The 16,415-nt window shown below is 72.8% G+C and carries 7 protein-coding genes; 2 read left to right on the forward strand and 5 right to left on the reverse strand.

Annotation, left to right across the window (positions count from 1 at the left end):
- Positions 1–154: 154 nt before the first annotated feature.
- Together ACFYX4_RS21520 and ACFYX4_RS21525 are read right to left on the reverse strand one after the other, a co-directional pair.
- Complete coding sequence (locus ACFYX4_RS21520; RefSeq protein WP_389335429.1) at positions 155–1,273, reverse strand: sensor histidine kinase; 1,119 nt, start codon at positions 1,271–1,273, stop codon at positions 155–157.
- Complete coding sequence (locus ACFYX4_RS21525; RefSeq protein WP_389335925.1) at positions 1,270–1,932, reverse strand: response regulator; 663 nt, start codon at positions 1,930–1,932, stop codon at positions 1,270–1,272. The genes ACFYX4_RS21520 and ACFYX4_RS21525 overlap by 4 nt, the downstream gene beginning before the upstream one ends.
- Positions 1,933–2,233: 301 nt before the next feature.
- On the opposite strand from ACFYX4_RS21525, the gene ACFYX4_RS21530 reads away from it, so the two are divergent.
- Positions 2,234–3,538 carry a DUF418 domain-containing protein gene (locus ACFYX4_RS21530; protein WP_389335432.1) on the forward strand — a complete coding sequence of 435 codons (1,305 nt, stop codon included), beginning with the start codon at positions 2,234–2,236 and terminating at the stop codon, positions 3,536–3,538.
- 176 nt (positions 3,539–3,714) lie between these two features.
- Here the strand turns inward: ACFYX4_RS21530 and ACFYX4_RS21535 are convergent, their stop codons facing one another.
- From ACFYX4_RS21535 to ACFYX4_RS21545, 3 genes are all read right to left on the reverse strand, one after another.
- Complete coding sequence (locus ACFYX4_RS21535) at positions 3,715–5,196, reverse strand: APC family permease (protein ID WP_389335435.1); 1,482 nt, start codon at positions 5,194–5,196, stop codon at positions 3,715–3,717.
- Entirely contained in the window at positions 5,193–6,764 is a 1,572-nt protein-coding gene (locus ACFYX4_RS21540) for a GMC family oxidoreductase (protein ID WP_389335438.1), read from the reverse strand. Before ACFYX4_RS21540 ends, ACFYX4_RS21535 begins: the two co-directional genes overlap by 4 nt.
- Positions 6,765–6,844: 80 nt before the next feature.
- A complete protein-coding gene (locus tag ACFYX4_RS21545) occupies positions 6,845–8,311 on the reverse strand; it encodes an aldehyde dehydrogenase family protein (protein WP_389335441.1) in 1,467 nt (488 codons plus the stop codon).
- A gap of 309 nt (positions 8,312–8,620) precedes the next feature.
- Here ACFYX4_RS21545 and ACFYX4_RS21550 point away from each other — a divergent pair, with 309 nt between their 5' ends.
- Positions 8,621–16,360 (forward strand): amino acid adenylation domain-containing protein, encoded by a 7,740-nt coding sequence (locus tag ACFYX4_RS21550; RefSeq protein WP_389335444.1) that lies wholly within the window; start codon positions 8,621–8,623, stop codon positions 16,358–16,360.
- Positions 16,361–16,415: the final 55 nt, after the last annotated feature.

The following is a 16,415-nucleotide window of genomic DNA, read 5'->3' on the forward strand; positions in this document are numbered from 1 at the left end:
TCGAAACGCTACGTTGCGTTCACGGATTGGGCAACTCATTTATTGCGAAGATGGAGTGTTCATGCAGCTAGACGCCGTAAAATCGTTGCAACGATCGCCATTCAACGCAACAACCGGAACCTGGCTTGTTGCAATAAAGGGACGTCTCCGTGTGTCAGTCCGTGTGGGTCGGGATGCGGAGGCTGACCTCGTAGCCGCCGTCGGCGGTCGGGCCGGACGCGAACGTTCCGTGGAGGAGTTCGGCGCGTTCCTTGAGCCCGACGAGCCCCTGGTGGGAGCCGGGCAGGGCGAGGGACGGGCGGGTGGAACGCGTGTTCGTCACCGTCACGCCGAACGCGTCGTCCGCATGCCACAGCCGTACGGTCGCGCGGGCGCCCGGCGCGTGCTTGCGGACGTTGGTGAGTGCTTCCTGAACCGTGCGGTAGAGGGCGCGTTGCGCGGGCGTGCCGATGTCCTGCGGGAGTTCGCCGGTCAGCTCGGTGTCGATGCCGCTGGTCGCGAGGAGCTGGTCGAGGTCGGCCAGGGTGGGCTGGGGGGTGAGTTCGGTGGAGCGGCCACCGGAGGCCCGGAGCAGGTTGACCATATGGCGCAGCTCGTCCAGGGTGGCGACGCTGAGGGCGCGGATGGTGCGGGCGCCCGCTTCGAAGTCGGGTTCCCTGGCGGCGACTTGGAGGGCCCCGGCCTGTACGGCGATCAGGCTGACCTGGTGGGAGACGACGTCGTGCATCTCGCGGGCCAGCTGGGCGCGTTCGCGCGCGAGGACGGCCTGGGAGTGCAACAGGCGTTCGTGCTCCCGCGCTTCCTCGATTTCGACGAGACGGCGGGCCAAGTCACGTCTCGCCTGGAGGAGTTGGCCGAGCAGCACGGGCGCCGCCGCGGCGGCGAGCGTGTAGAAGAAGTACACGGCCGTCCAGGTGCGCTCATGTCCGGTGAGGTTGTTCAGCGGCCAGGGGGCGGCGGAGGCCAGCGCGGACGCCACCGCGCACGCGACGAGCAGACGGCGGTCGCGGGAGCGCTCGGCCAGTGTGAACAGCGCGGCGAACGGGGCGAAGACGATGTCCAGCATCAGGCTGGCGGGGAGGGTGAGCAGGAAGACCGGGAGGGGAAAACGCCGGCGCACGGCGAGCGCGGCGCAGGCCAGCGCGCCCATGGCCTTCGCCACCGGCCCGGAGTCCTCCAGGTTGAGCAGGACGTCCCCGAGGGCGACCACGACGACCACGGCGTCGACGACCGGGGCGGGGATCCGCTCCCACCGGACCCTCGCGGCGGTCATCGCCCGGACCCCGAGGGCCGCGGCCCGCCGTCGAGCAGTCCCGCCCGCTGCGCGAGCAGCGCGGCCTGGACCCTGCTGCCCACCCGCAGCTTGGTGAGGATCGCGCTGACGTGGTCTTTGACGGTGCCCGCGCTGAGGTGGATGCGGGCGCCGATGTCGGCGTTGGACAGGCCTTCCGCGATCAGGACGAGCACGTCGCGTTCGCGTTCGGTGAGCCGTCCGACACGGGCGGCCTCCTCGTCGACGGGCGCGGTCGCCCCGGGGTGGCTCTGCCAGACGGCCCTGGACGCCTTCGGTGACATCACCACCCCGCCCGCGGCCAACGTCCGCACCAGCTGGGCGAGTTGGTCGGGCTCGGTGTCCTTGAGCAGGAATCCGGCCGCGCCGGAGCGCAGCGCGGTCAGGACGTACTCGTCGGCGTCGAAGGTGGTCAGCATCGCCACCACCGGCGGCACGGGCAGGGCGCGCAGCTGCCTCAGCACGGTCAGGCCGTCGACGTCCGGCATCCGGATGTCGAGCAGCACGACGTCCGGAGCCGCACGCCGCACGGTGTCGACGGCCTCGGCGCCGGTCGTGGTCGCGACGACCTCGATGTCGTCGGCGGCGCTCAGGATCAGCTTGAAGCCGGAGCGCACCAACGCCTCGTCGTCCACCACCATGACCCGGATCACTCGCGTCCCGCCTCGCCGTCGCTGTGGGTACGGCTCCGGCCGCACGTCGATGTCGATTGTCACCGTTCCGACCGTAGATCGGGGGATGTCGTCCGGGGCCGGGTGGCGGGCGGGTCCCGCCGGTCGGGGGGAGGGTTCCAGCCGGACGGGGGGGGCCGGGGGCCGCGGACACGGGCCGCTCACCGGGTAGGTCACCCGGCAGAAGCGCCGTCCCACCCCGCCGGGTGGCGGGGTGGAAGTGGACACCTGCCGGATACTGCCCGCCCGGCGAGTTTTCCAGCCTGGAAGCATGCAGCAGCACGCAGACCGCACGGCGCTCGTGGCGCCCGCCGCCACCGGCGGCCCCGAAGACGTCCGGAGAGCCGTCCCGACAGCCGTCCCGACAGCCGTCCCGACAGCCGTTCCGACAGCCGTCCGGCGAGAACGGTCCGACGCGGCGGAGAGCGGACGGTCCTCGGGGGGACGCCTGATCGGCGCGGACCTGGCGCGAGGGCTGGCGGTCCTCGGCATGTACGCGGCCCACGTCGGACCCGACCCCTCACGGGGCGGCACGATCGGCTTCCTCCTGGAACTGTCGCACGGCCGGGCCTCCGCGCTCTTCGCCTTCCTGGCCGGCTTCTCGATCATCCTGATGACCGGGCGCGGCGCGCCGAAGAAGGGCCGGGCGGGCCGCCAGGCCGTCGCCAAGATCGTGATCCGGGCGCTGGTGCTGCTGGCCGTGGGCACCGCGCTGACCATGACCGGCACACCGGTCGAGGTGATCCTCGCCTTCTACGGCCTGTTCTTCCTGCTGGTCCTGCCGCTGTACCGGCTCGCCGCCCGCCCCCTGGCGATCATTGCCGTGGCCGGCGCCCTGGTCCTGCCGCAGGTGCTGTACGTCGTCCAGCACGCGCTGCCCGCCGAGGGCGCGGAAGGCGTCTGGGCCTGGCCCGCGGACGCCGACGGCATCGTCTCGCTGCTGTTCACCGGCAGTTACCCGGCCCTGACGTGGCTCCCCTTCGTCGTCGCCGGCATGGCTGTGGGCCGCCTCGACCTGTCCGCGACCGCCGTCCGCACCCGCCTGGCGATCACCGGCGTCGGGCTCGCCGTGCTCGGCTACGGCGGCTCCTGGCTGGCCCTGCACCTGGTTCCGGGCGCTCTGACGGCGCTCAGCTCCTCCGTCCACGACGGTGGCGGTTCGGCGTCCTCGACCTGGTGGTCCGACACGTGGGGTTACCCGAGCGGCGACACCCCGGCCGGCCTGCTGATCGCCTCCCCGCACAGCGAGACCACCCTGTCCATCCTCGGCAACACCGGTGTGGCGATCGTGGTTCTCGTGGCCTGCCTGGCCGCCGTCGACGCCTTCCCCCGCTTCCGCCGCCTGGCCCGCCCGGTCATCGCGGTCGGCACGATGTCCCTGACCGCGTACGTCCTCCACATCGTCGGCATTCACCTGCTCGGCATCGATGAACTGCCGGGCGCGTCGCTGCGGGTTCTCGTGGGCTTCATCGTGGCCGTGACCGTGTTCGCGACGCTGTGGTCCCGCTTCTTCCGCCGAGGCCCCCTGGAGTGGCTGCTCGGCAAGGCGACGAAGCCCGCAGCACTGGTGCGCTGAACGGCTGTCCTGATCCGGTTCCGGGGCTCCCCGACGGTCCGCCGTCAGGGCAAGGCAGGCCTCGACCCCGTCCTGGCGGGCCGGCTGTGGGACGCGACCGCCGACCTCGTCGGGCGGGCTTCCGATGAACAGCCGCCCGTCGTGGTGCGCGGTCGCCTCCCACACGCCGGCGGTCGCTACTCCTTCCGCGCGGCCCCGTGCTCCGGCACCGCGTCGCCCGCGGGTGCGTCGCTTCTGCCGTAGTGGTGGGTCGTGAACATGTAGAGCAGGCCCGTTCCGACCACCACCGCTCCGCAGAGCAGGACGATCCAGTTCTCGTACCACGGCTTCTCCGGGCTGCGGGCCCAGCAGATGTTGACGATGGCGAAGATGCCGTAGGCCAGCGCCGCGATGTTCACCGCGAGGCCCCGGCGGCCGAGGGTGAACTCGCCCGCCGGACGCCAGCCCTTGAGGCGGGCGCGCAGTGCGGCCAGGACGACCATCTGGAACGAGCCGTAGATGCCGAGGATCGCGAACGACACGATGTTGGTGAGGGCGTCCTCGGAGAGCAGCGAGGCGAAGGCGATGAGCAGCGGCACCGCCGCGGACACGAACAGCGCCCAGCTGGGCACCGCGCGGGCATGGGCGAACCGGCGCAGCAACCGGTGGCCGGCGATCATCTCGTCGCGGGCGTAGGAGTAGATGAGCCGCCCGGCCGCCGCCTGGAGGCTGATCGTGCAGGACAGGAAGGAGATCAGCACCACGGCCATCACCATCCTGGCCCCGGTCTCGCCCATGGCGTCGTACAGCACGGTCACCACCGGGTCGGCCTGCTCGCCCGAGATGATCGCGTTGAAGTCGGTGACCGACAGCAGCAGCGACATACAGGTGAACGTGGCGGCGGCGCCGCCGATGTAGATGGTGCGGCGCATCGCGCGCGGGATGACACGGCCCGGGTGGGCGACCTCCTCGGCGGTGTCGCCGCACGCCTCGAAACCGTAGTACTGGTAGAAGCCGATGATGGCCGCTGCCAGGAACGCGGGCAGGTAGGAGCCGTCTCCCTGGGTGCCGTAGGTGTCGAAGACGATGCTCAGGTTGTGGTGACGGTGGGTCGCCAGCAGGTAGATGCCGACGACGAGGGCGCCGATGAGTTCGCCGGCGAAGCCGATGATGGCCGCCGCCGACAGGGCCTTGGTGCCCATGTAGTTGATGAGGACGGCGACGACGATGAGCACGGCGGTGCACAGCACGGTGGTGTGCACGGTGGGGTCGAAGCCGAAGAGGATGGCGATGTAGGGGCCGGCGCCGTAGGCGACGGAGGTGATGGTCACCAGCAGCGCCCACATGTACACCCAGCCTGTCATCCACGCCCAGCGCTTGCCCCACAGCCGCCGGGCCCAGGGGTAGACGCCGCCGGCGATGGGATACTGGGCGACGATCTCCCCGAAGACCAGCGCGACGAGGAACTGGCCGCACCCGGCGAGCACGAACGCCCAGACCATCGGCGGTCCGCCCGCCATGATCGCGGTGCCGAAGAGGGTGTAGGTGCTCACGACCGGGGAGAGGTAGGTGAAGCCGAGGGCGAAGTTGGCCCAAGGACCCATGTCCTTGCGGAACTCCGAGCCGGGCTCCCCTCCCGGCGCGCCGTCGGCCGGTGCGGGAGGCTGCGAGCCGGTCACTGTCCAGTCCTCCCTTCCGCGGCCCCCGTGCGGCCGCTGATCAGGTCGGCGGCGCGTTCGGCGACGAGCAGCACGGTCACCATCGGGTTGATCGTCGGCATCGTCGGGAGCACGGACGCGTCGACGATCCGCACGCCCTCGAAGCCCCGCAGTCTCAACTCCGGGTCACAGACGGCCATTCGGTCGTCCGGGGCGCCCATCCGGCAGGTGCCCGCCGGGTGGTAGACGGTGTGCGCCGCGCGACGGCCGTACTCCGACAGCTCGGCGTCGGAGGCCACCTCCGGGCCGGGCGCGACCTCGCGGACCAGCCAGTCGCGCAGCGGGGCGGTCGCGGCGACCTCGCGGGCGATCCGCAGACCGTCCACGATGGTGCGCTCGTCATGGCCCTCCGGATCGGTGAAGTACCGGAAATCCAGGGCGGGATGCTCGGCGGGGTCTGCGCTGCGCAGCCACATGCGGCCGGTGGAACGGGCGCGCGGCACGTTCGGCGTCATGCACACCCCGTGCCGCGGCACGGGGTAGCCCAGCCGTTCGGTGTTGACGGTGAACGGCACTTGATAGAAGTGGAACATCAGGTCGGGCCGCGGCTGGCCCTTGTCGAGACGCAGGAACAGGCCGGCGTCGGAGTCCATCGCGGAGTTGGGCGGCAGCGGGCCGTCGGTCTCCCACACGATCACCGACTCCGGGTGGTCCAGCAGATTCTCGCCCACGCCGGGCAGATCGGCCCGTACGTCGATGCCCAGGCCGCGCAGGTCGTCGGCCGGCCCGATGCCGGAGAGCATCAGCAGACGCGGGGTGTCGATCGCCCCCGCGCACAGCAGGAGTTCGCGTTCGGCGCGCACGGTGGCGGGCTGCCCGTCGGCGCCGCGCACGGCGACCCGGGTCAGCCGCCCCGCGTCGTCGGTGAGCAGCCGGTGCGCCCAAGTCTCCAGCAGGAGAGTGAGGTTGGGCCGGTCCAGGATCGGGTGGAGGTAGGCGACGGACGCGGAGGAACGCAGGTTGCCCTCCGGTTCGTAGGCCAGCGAGAAGAAGCCGGCGCCGTCGGCGAAGGGCTCGGCGTTGAAGTCGTCGACGACGGGGACGCCGAGGGCGCGGGAGGCCGCGGCGACGAAGTCCTTCGCGATGGGATTGCGGTCGGCCTCGGCCACCGGGACGATCCGCGTGCGCAGCCGGTCCCGGTAGGGGAGGACCGTCGCCGGGTCCCAGCCGGTGCAGCCCCGGGCCACCCAGTCGTCGAGGTCCTGCGGCAGCGGCAGAAAGCTGATCAGCGTGTTGTGGGAGGAGCAGCCGCCGAGCACGCGGGCCCGTGAGTGCAGGATGTGCGAGTTGCCGCGCGGCTGTTCGACGGTGGTGTACCCGTAGTCGAGGTCCGAGCCGAGCAGGTTGATCCAGTTGCGCAGCCGCAGGACGCGCTCGTCGCCCACGTCGCTGGGGCCGCCCTCGATGACGCAGACACGGCAGTCGGGATCCTCGCTCAGACGGGCGGCGAGCACGCAGCCTGCGGTGCCGCCGCCGACGATGACGTAGTCGTAGGCGGACTCGGCGCCGTGCGCGGAGGTGGGGGCCATGCGGTGCCCTGCTTTCTTGTTCTCTTCTCGTGCTTCTGTGTCGCTTCGAACGTTTCGCTGCCGGGGGTCAGCGCCGGGGGTCAGCCCTTGAACCAGCCCGACGGGGCGGGGGCCAGGTTCTGGTAGATGTGCTTGGCCTCCTGGTACTCGCGCAGCCCCGTCGGGCCCAGCTCGCGTCCCACGCCCGAGCGGCCGAAGCCGCCCCACTCGGCCTGCGGCACATAGGGGTGGAAGTCGTTGATCCACACGGTGCCGTGCCGCAGCCGCTGCGCGACGCGCTGGGCGCGGCTCGCGTCGGAGGTCCACACGCCGCCCGCCAGGCCGTAGCGGGTGTCGTTGGCGAGTTCCACCGCCTCGTCCTCGGTGCGGAAGCGCTCGACGGTGACCACCGGGCCGAAGACCTCCTCCTGGACGATCCGCATCGACCGGTCGCAGTCGGCGAAGATCGTCGGCAGCAGGAAGAAGCCGTCGCTCAGGGCCGGATCGTCGGGGCGCGCGCCGCCGGTGACGAGCCGGGCGCCCTCCTCCCGGGCGACGGCGATGTACCGCTCGACCTTCTCGCGGTGCTCGGCGGAGCTGAGCGGACCGCTCTCGGTGCCCTCGTCCAGCCCGTTGCCCAGCCGGATCGCCCGCGCGCGGTCGGCGTAGGCCTCGACGAACCGGTCGTGCAGCGAGTCCTGGACCAGCAGCCGCGAACCCGCTGAGCAGACCTGCCCGGAGTGCAGGAACGCGGCGTCCAGCGCGTAGTCCACGGCGGCCTCGAAGTCGGCGTCCGCGAAGACGATGTTGGGGTTCTTGCCGCCCAGTTCCAGGGCGATGTTCCGCGGCCCCTCGGCGGCGCTCGCCATGATGGACCGGCCGGTGCTCAGGCCGCCGGTGAAGGACACCAGGTCGACGTCGGGATGGCTGGTCAGGGCCGCGCCCACGGTCGCCCCGGAGCCCAGCACCAGGTTGGCGACGCCGGGCGGCGCGCCCGCCTCCTCGATGAGCCGGACCATGGCGATGGTGGTGAGCGGTGTGATCTCGCTGGGCTTGAGGACGAAGGTGTTGCCGGCGGCCAGCGCCGGGGCCACCTTCCAGGAGGCTTGGAGCAGCGGGTAGTTCCAGGGGGCGATGAGCGCGCACACGCCGATCGGCTGGTAGACGACGCGGCTGAGGACGTCGGGGCCGACGTCCACGACCCGGCCGCCGTCCTTGCCCGCGAGTTCGGCGAAGTAGCGGAAGGCGTTCGCCACGTCCTCCACGTCGATGCGCGCCTCGGTGAGCGTCTTGCCGGTGTCGAGGGTCTCCGTGCGGGCGATGTCCTCACGGTCGCGCAACAGCAGGTCGTGCACGCGCAGCAGCAGGTCGGCGCGGCGGCGGGAGGGGGCGTTCGCCCAGTCCTCCTCGGCGAAGGCGCGGCGGGCGGCGCGCACGGCGCGGTCGACGTCGCCGGCGTCGGCCTCGTCGACGGTGGTGACGACGGAGGCGTCGTAGGGGTTGACCACCTCCCGCCGCCCACCGGCCGCCGCCTGCGTCCACTCGCCGTCGATGTACAGCTCACCCACCGCGGGGCCTCCTTCGTCTCCTGCCGGCGCCGATCGGCTCGACGGTCAGCAACATGGCCCATCAGACGACGGACGGCCACATGGCGCACCGCCGCGACGTCTTCCGGGCGGCGCAGAGGACCCGGGTGGGTGATTCCGCCCGGAGGTCGGGGCTGTCCGGGCGTGCGGCGGTCCGGGCGTGACTTCCGTGCGCCACGGGGGGTGTCACGGGTTCCGGGGACCGACAGGTCGGGACTTATCCGAAAGTCGGTGCGCGCATAGCGTGGGATTCGCACAGCAGGGGAATCGGTGCCGCGCGTCAGAAAAGGCGTGACGGTCGAGGGAGTCGTCTTGGCCACTCACGTTCCGGTAATTCCGGCTCTTCCGGAAGAACCGTCCACAGAGCCGTCCATAGGACCGTCGGCAGAGTCGTCCGGGGAGTCGTCCGGGGAATCCGCTGTCGCCGTCTTCCGTGCCTCGCGGGCGCAGCAGCGGATGTATTTCCTCCAGGAGATGGAGGGGAGCAGGCCCACCTACCACATGCCGGTCTTCTGCGTGTTCGACGCCGGCGTGGACGCGGACCTGATGCGGGCCTGCGCGCAGCGGCTGCTGGACCGGCATGAGGCACTGCGCACCCGATTCGTCCTGAGCAACGGGGAGTTGGCGCAGTGCGTGGACTCCTCCGCGCGGCTCGACTGGTCGGTAGACGTGGTGGACACGACGGAGACGCCGGGGGCTGGGGACGGCGACGGTGCCGAGTGCGTACGGCGCTGGATGGACGCGCAGTACCGTCGGCCCTTCGATCTAGCCGCCGGCCCCCTGTTCCGGGCCGCTCTGCTGCGCCGCCCGGGAGGATCCGCCGGCGCCGTGCTGGCGCTCGGAATGCATCACATAGTCGGTGACGGATGGTCCGCGGGAATCCTGCTCCGGGAACTCCTCGGGGAATACGCCGCTGGATCGGTCGACGGGGAGGATATCCGCGCAGAGGAGCCGGAATTCCATTACGCCGACTTCTCCGAATGGCAGGAGGAATGGCTGCGCGGTCCGGCCGCCGAGCGGCAGCTCGCCTATTGGGCCGGGCAATTGGGCGGTGAGCTGCCGACCTCCGCGATCCCCGCCGACCACCGGCCGGCGGCCACCCCCGACCTCGCCGCCCACGGCTCCGCCGCCCCCGCTTCCGGCCTCGCCGCCCCCGCCCCGCGCAGGGCCGCCACCTACGAGGTTCCGCTGCCGGACGCCGTGCTCGGGCGGCTCGACCAGGTCTGCCGGGACACCGGAAGCACCCGCTTCATGGCGATGCTCGCCGCCCTCCAGGTCGTGCTGGGCCGCTACTCCGGCAGTGAGGACGTACTCGTCGGCACGCCCGTGGCCAACCGGAACCGCAAGGAGTTCGCGGACACGGTCGGCCTGTTCGTCAACACCCTCGTGATCCGCTCGGACTTCTCCGCGGATCCGCGGTTCCGGGACCACGTGACCGAAGTGCGGGACACCGTCGCGGACGCCCAGGACCACCAGGACCTGCCGTTCGAGCGGATCGTCGAGCACCTCAACCCCGGCCGCACCACCGAACGGGCCCCGTTCTTCGACGTCCTCGTCGGCTTCCACGACGAGGACGAGACCACGGCGGAGCTGCCCGGCCCCCGCGTCCGGCTGCTCGAAGGTCCCTCCGACAGCGCCAAGTTCGACCTGACCTTCGACATCGTGCAGGCCGGCGGCGGTGTACGCCTCCGCCTGGAGTACCGGGCCGACCTCTACGAGGCCACCACCGTCGAGCGGTTCACCCGGCACTACCTGCGGCTGCTCGACGCCGCCGTCAGCGGGCCGCACCTGCCCCTGTCCGCGCTGCCGATGCTCTCGGACGACGAGCGACTGCCCCTGACGTCGGAGCCCGCCCCCGCCGCAGCGACCGCAGCCGCCGTCGGCCCCTCGCCCTGCGCCCACGAGGTCTTCGCCGAGCACGCCGCCCGCACTCCCGACGCCGTCGCCGTCACCGACGGCGAGCGCCGCCTCGGCTACGGCGAGCTCGACCGCCGAGCCAACCAGGTCGCCCACCGCCTGCGCGCCCTCGGTGTCGTCCCCGGCACCCTCGTCGGCCTGTGCGTCCCCCGCTCCGCCGAACTGGTCGTCGGCCTGCTGGGCATCCTCAAGGCGGGCGGCGCGTATCTGCCCCTCGACCCCGACAACCCGCCGGAGCGCCTGCGCCACATCGTCGGCGACGCCGGTCTCGGCCACGTCGTCGGCACCACCGGGACCCGCCCGCTGTGGGACGCGCCGGACCTGCGCGCCGTCGACCTGGAGGCCGACGCCGCCGAGCTGGACCGGCTGCCGGACACCGCCCCCGACAGCGGCGTCACCCCGGACGACCTCGCCTACGCGATCTACACCTCCGGTTCCACGGGACTCCCCAAGGGCACCCTGGTGCCGCACCGCAACATCACCCGGCTGTTCTCCGCGACCGACCACTGGTTCGGCTTCGGCGCCGACGACGTCTGGACCCTCTTCCACTCCATCGCGTTCGACTTCTCCGTGTGGGAGCTGTGGGGCGCCCTGCTGCACGGCGGCAGGCTCGTCGTCGTGCCGTACGCCGTCAGCCGGTCCCCGGAGGAGCTCCACCGGCTGCTGCGCGACGAGCAGGTGACCGTCCTCAACCAGACGCCGTCGGCCTTCTTCCAGCTCGACCGCGTCGACGAACGGAGCCCGGAGAGCGGGCGACTCGCCCTGCGTCAAGTGGTGTTCGGCGGCGAGGCGTTGGACGTCGGCGCGCTGCGCGGCTGGTTCGGGCGGCACGGCGACGCGTCGCCCCGCCTGGTGAACATGTACGGCATCACCGAGACCACCGTGCACGTCACCTACCGTCCGCTCACCGCCGCGGACGCCGAGGAGGGACGCGGCAGCGTCATCGGCGTGCCCATCCCCGACCTGCGGCTGCACCTGCTGGACGGCCGGGGCCGCGCGGTGCCCCAGGGTGCCGTGGGCGAACTGTACGTCGCCGGGGCGGGGCTCGCCCGCGGCTACCTCAACCGCCCGGAGCTGACCGCCGAACGCTTCCCCACGGTCGAGTCGGGGGAGCGGCTGTACCGCACCGGCGACCTCGCCCGGCTGCGCGCGGACGGCGAACTGGAGTACCTCGGCCGCATCGACGACCAGGTCAAACTGCGGGGCTTCCGCATCGAGTTGGGCGAGATCGAGGCGGCCCTCACCGCCCACGCCGGGGTCGGCGCCGCCGTCGCCCGCGTGCTCCCGGACGCCACCGGCAACCCGGTCCTGACCGGGTACGTCGTACCGGCCGCGGAGTCCGCCATGGCCGGGGAGTCCGCGGCCGTGGCTGGGGAGCCCGCCCCGAACGCCGCCGCCCCCCTCACCGTAGACGCGCTGCGCGCACACCTCGCCGTCCGGCTGCCCGAGTACATGATCCCCGGCGTCTTCGTCACCCTGCCGGCGTTCCCCTTGACCGCCAACGGCAAGGCCGACCGGCGTGCCCTGCCGGCCCCCGGTGCCGAAGGGGCGACGGTCCTGGGGTCCGCCGCCGGCCACGAGCCGGTGAGCGGGCCGGTCGAGACGGCGCTCGCCGACATCTGGCAGGAGGTCCTCGGCCACGAGCGGATCGGCGCGCTCGACAACTACTTCGCCCTGGGCGGCGACTCCATCCGCTCACTCCAGGTGCTCGCCCGCGCCCGCGACCGCGGACTGCGCTTCGCCGTCGCCGACCTGATGCGGCATCAGACCGTCCGCGGTCTCGCCGGGGCGGTCGTCCGGGACGCGGACACGCCGTCCGGCACTACGTCCGGCACGCGGTCGGGCACTCCGTCCGGCACGACGGCGTACCGGCCGTTCTCGCTCCTCGCCGACACCGACCGGGAGGCGCTGCCCGCCGGGCTGGAGGACGCGTACCCGATGACCCGGCTCCAGGCCGGGATGCTCTTCCACAGCGACCTGCCCGCCGGGACCGGCCGGGTGTACCACAACGTCGCCTCCTACCACGTCGAAGCGCCCTGGTCGGAGCGGGCCTGGCGGCGCACGGTCGACGAGGCCGGGGCCCGGCACGAGATGCTGCGCACCTCCTTCGACCCGCACCGATACGGCGAGCCCCTCCAGCTCGTCCACCGCGACGCCCGCCCCCGCATCACCTTCGAGGACCTGCGCGGGCTGGACGAGACCGCGCGGGAAGCCGCCGTCGCCGCACGCTACGAAGCCGAGCGCGCCCGCCCGTTCGCCTGGGACGACGCGCCGCTGATCCGCTTCCACGTGCAGCGCCGCACCGACACGACGTTCCAGTTGTTCATCGCCGAGCACCACGCGGTCATGGACGGCTGGAGCGAGCGCTCCCTCCTCACCGAACTCGCCTCCCGCTACGTCCAACTCCGCGCCGAGGAACAGGACTTCACCCGGGCCATGTCCGCCCCTGCCCCCGCGCCGCGCTCCCGCTTCGCTTCCTTCGTCGCACTGGAACGCGCCGCGCTCGCCGACCCCGCCCGGCGGGACTTCTGGGACGAGGTGACCCAGGGCGCTCCTGTGACCCGGCTGCCGCGCGGTACCACGGCCGGCGGACCGCCCCGGATGACCTGGCACCACGCACCGCTGCCCGCCGGCCTGCACGAGCGGCTGTCCGCGCTCGCCGCCGAACTCGGCGTGCCGCTGCGCATCGTCCTGCTCGCCGCGCACACCCGCGTCATGGCCCTGATGGGCGGCGCGGACGAGATCACCACCGGCGTGGTGCTCAACGGCCGCACCGAGGAGCCCGACGGCGACAAGGTCGTCGGCGCGTTCCTCAACACCCTGCCCTTCCGGCTCGCCCTCGCCTCCGAGAGCTGGCGGGACCTCGTGCGCCGCGTCGCCGACCTCGACCTGCGCGTGCACGACCACCGGCGCTACCCGCTCGCCGAGGTCGTGCGCCGCAACGGCGGGGCGGCGCCGTTCGAGACCTTCTTCAACTACACCCACTTCCACGTCGAGCAGGGCGGGCCGTCCGGCGAGGCGTTCACCGTCCTGGAGGAGACCGGGGAGGCCGCCACGGACGTCGCGTTCGGCGCGGAGTTCTCCCGCACCCCCGACGGCCGCCTGCTCGAACTCGGCCTGCGCTACGACGCGGCGCGCTTCACCGCCGAGCGGATCGCCGCGGTGCACGCCTCCTACACGGCGGCGCTGCGGGCCCTCGCCGACGCGCCGGGCCAGGACTGCTTCACGGCCGACCTGGTCCCGCCACGGGACCGCAGCCGCCACGCCGCGTGGAACGACACCGCCAAGCACTACGAAGAACCGCACACCCTCACCGAATTGATCGACCGTCAGGTACGACGGACGCCGGACGCGACGGCGGTCCGCTTCGAGGGCGCGGGGCTCGACTACCGGCAGCTCGACGAGGCGTCCGAACGCCTCGCCGCCCGCCTTCGGGCCCTCGGCGCCCGCCCCGGCGCCTTCGTGGGCCTGCTGATGGACCGCTCGCTTATGCTGCCGGTGGCCCTGCTCGCGGTGCTCAAGTCCGGTGCCGCGTATGTGCCGTTGGACCCCGATCATCCCGAGGCGCGCACCCGGGCGCTGCTCGCGGAGGCCGGCATCCGCCTGGTCGTCGCGGACGGCTGCCGGGCGGAGGCGTTGAGGGAGTCGGAGGCGCTGCGGGAAACGGGGGCGCTGCGAACGTCGGCGACGCTGCGGGAGTCGGAGACGCTGCGGAAGGCGGGGGCGGGCGGCCCAGGCGACGCTCCCGGCGTCCCGGGCCTGACCGTCGTCGTCGCGGACGAGCCGTGGCCGGACGCGGGAGCCGAACCCGCCCCCGAAGCCGCCGCCGGTCCTGACGACCCCGCCTACATGATCTTCACCTCGGGCTCGACGGGTACGCCCAAGGGCGTGGTGGTCTCCCATCGGGCCATCGCCAACCGGCTGTTGTGGATGCAGGACGCCTACGGGCTCGTCCCCGGCGAACGCGTCCTCCAGAAGACGCCGTACACGTTCGACGTGTCGGTGTGGGAGCTGTTCTGGCCCCTGCTCACCGGCGCCGTGCTCGTCCTCGCCCGGCCCGGCGGCCAGCGCGACCCCGCCTACCTGGCCGGCCTCGTCCGGGAGGAGGGCGTCAGCACCGTGCACTTCGTGCCGTCGATGCTCGGCGTCTTCCTCGACGACCCGCTCGCGGTACGGCTCGCCGCCGGTCTCACCCGCGTCGTGTGCAGCGGCGAGGCCCTGCCCCACGAGGTGCAGACCCGCTTCTTCGACCTGCTGCCGGGCGTCGAACTGCACAACCTGTACGGCCCGACCGAGGCGGCCGTCGACGTCACCGAGTGGCGGTGCCGGCCCGAGGGCGGGGACTCCGTGCCGATCGGCCGGCCCATCGCCAACATGCGCACCCACGTCCTGGACGCACGCCTGTCCGAGGTGCCGACGGGCGTCACCGGCGAGCTGTACCTCGAAGGCGTGGGACTGGCCCTCGGCTACCACGGCCGCCCGGACCTCACCGCCGAGCGGTTCGTCGAGCACACAGGTCCCGACGGCGTCGCCCGCCGCCTCTACCGCACGGGCGACCTCGCCCGGCACCGGGCGGACGGCGCGCTGGAGTACGCGGGGCGCACCGACCACCAGATGAAGATCCGCGGCTTCCGGGTCGAGCCCGGCGAGATCGAGGCCGTGCTCGCCGAGCACCCCTCGGTCCGCGCCTGCGCGGTCCTGCTGCGCGGCGAACGCCTGACCGGCTACGTCGTCGGCGTCGTCGGCGGTGTCGCTGAAGAGGCCGGCGCGGCGGACGAGGCCGCGGCCGGCGCGGAACTGGACGCGTACGCCCGCACCCGGCTCCCGGGCCACATGGTGCCCTCGGCATGGGTGCTGCTCGACGCGCTGCCCCTCACCCGCAACGGCAAGCTCGACCGGGCGGCCCTGCCCGCCCCGGACCCGGGCCACACGCTCCGCCGGGAACCGTCCCGGCCGCCCCGCGGCGCGACCGAGATCCGCCTCGCCGGCATCTGGGAGCGGCTCCTCGGCACCGGACCGGTAGGCGCGGACGACGACTTCTTCGCCGCGGGCGGGCACTCGATCGACGCGCTGCGCCTCATCGGCCGCATCAACGAGGCCTTCGGCGAACGCCTTTCGGTGTCCACCGTGATGGAACACCCCACCGTGGCCCGCCAGGCACAGGCCCTGCGCGCCCGGCGTCGGCCCGACCACCCGGACACCGTCGTCCGCATCCGCCCGGACGGCGACCTCGCCCCCCTCTTCCTGATCCACCCCGTCGGCGGCAACGTCCTCTGCTACCGCGCACTCGCGACGGCACTGCACCCGGGCCGCCCGGTGTACGGCCTGACGGCACCCGGCCTGACGGCAGGGAACCCGGCAGCGTGGGGCTCGGTGGCCCCGGGGTCACAGGCCCCCCGTAACCCCGACTCCGCCCCCGACCTTGATTCCGACCCCGCCCCCGCCACCATCCCGGTCCTCGCCGCCGTCCACGTCGCCGCTCTGCGCGAAGTCCGGCCGCACGGTCCGTACCACCTGGCCGGCTGGTCTCTCGGCGGGCTGCTCGCCTACGAGATGGCTCACCAACTGCGGTCCCACGGTGAGGAAGTGGCGACCCTCACGCTGCTCGACACCGCCTACCCCGGGACCACGGACGTGCCCGCCGACGAGGCCGCCCTGCTGGAGTGGTTCCACGACGACCTGGCCCGGTCCGCCGGGGCGGACCCCGACGACGCCGCGCGGGACGCCCTGCGCGTCGAGCTGCTCGTGGCCGCCGACACCTTCGCCCGGCTGCGGGCCGTCGCCGCCGCACTCGCCGCGGACGGCTCCGCGCCGGCCTTCGACACCGCCGAACTCGTCCGCCACTACGACGTGTTCCGAACCGGGCTGGTCGCCGCCGCCCGTTACGAGCCGCCCGTCGTCACCGGCCCCGTGCACTTCCACCAGAGCACCACCGGCGCCGCCCTGCGCTCCGCCGACCGATGGGCCGACCGGACGCCGGACGGTCTCGTACGGCACGACAGCGACGCCGACCACTACGCGCTGGTGCGGGCCCCCTACGCGACGGCCGTCGCCGCAGCCCTCGACGCCGCCCTCGACCAGGAAGCCCGGCCGGACGGGCACCGCCGGCGGTGATCCCCCACTACGCACCGGCCGACCCGCCCTGCGCACCACCCTCCCGCACCGCACG

The sequence above is a fragment of the Streptomyces sp. NPDC002328 genome (assembly GCF_042890065.1).
Classification (GTDB): Bacteria; Actinomycetota; Actinomycetes; order Streptomycetales; family Streptomycetaceae; genus Streptomyces.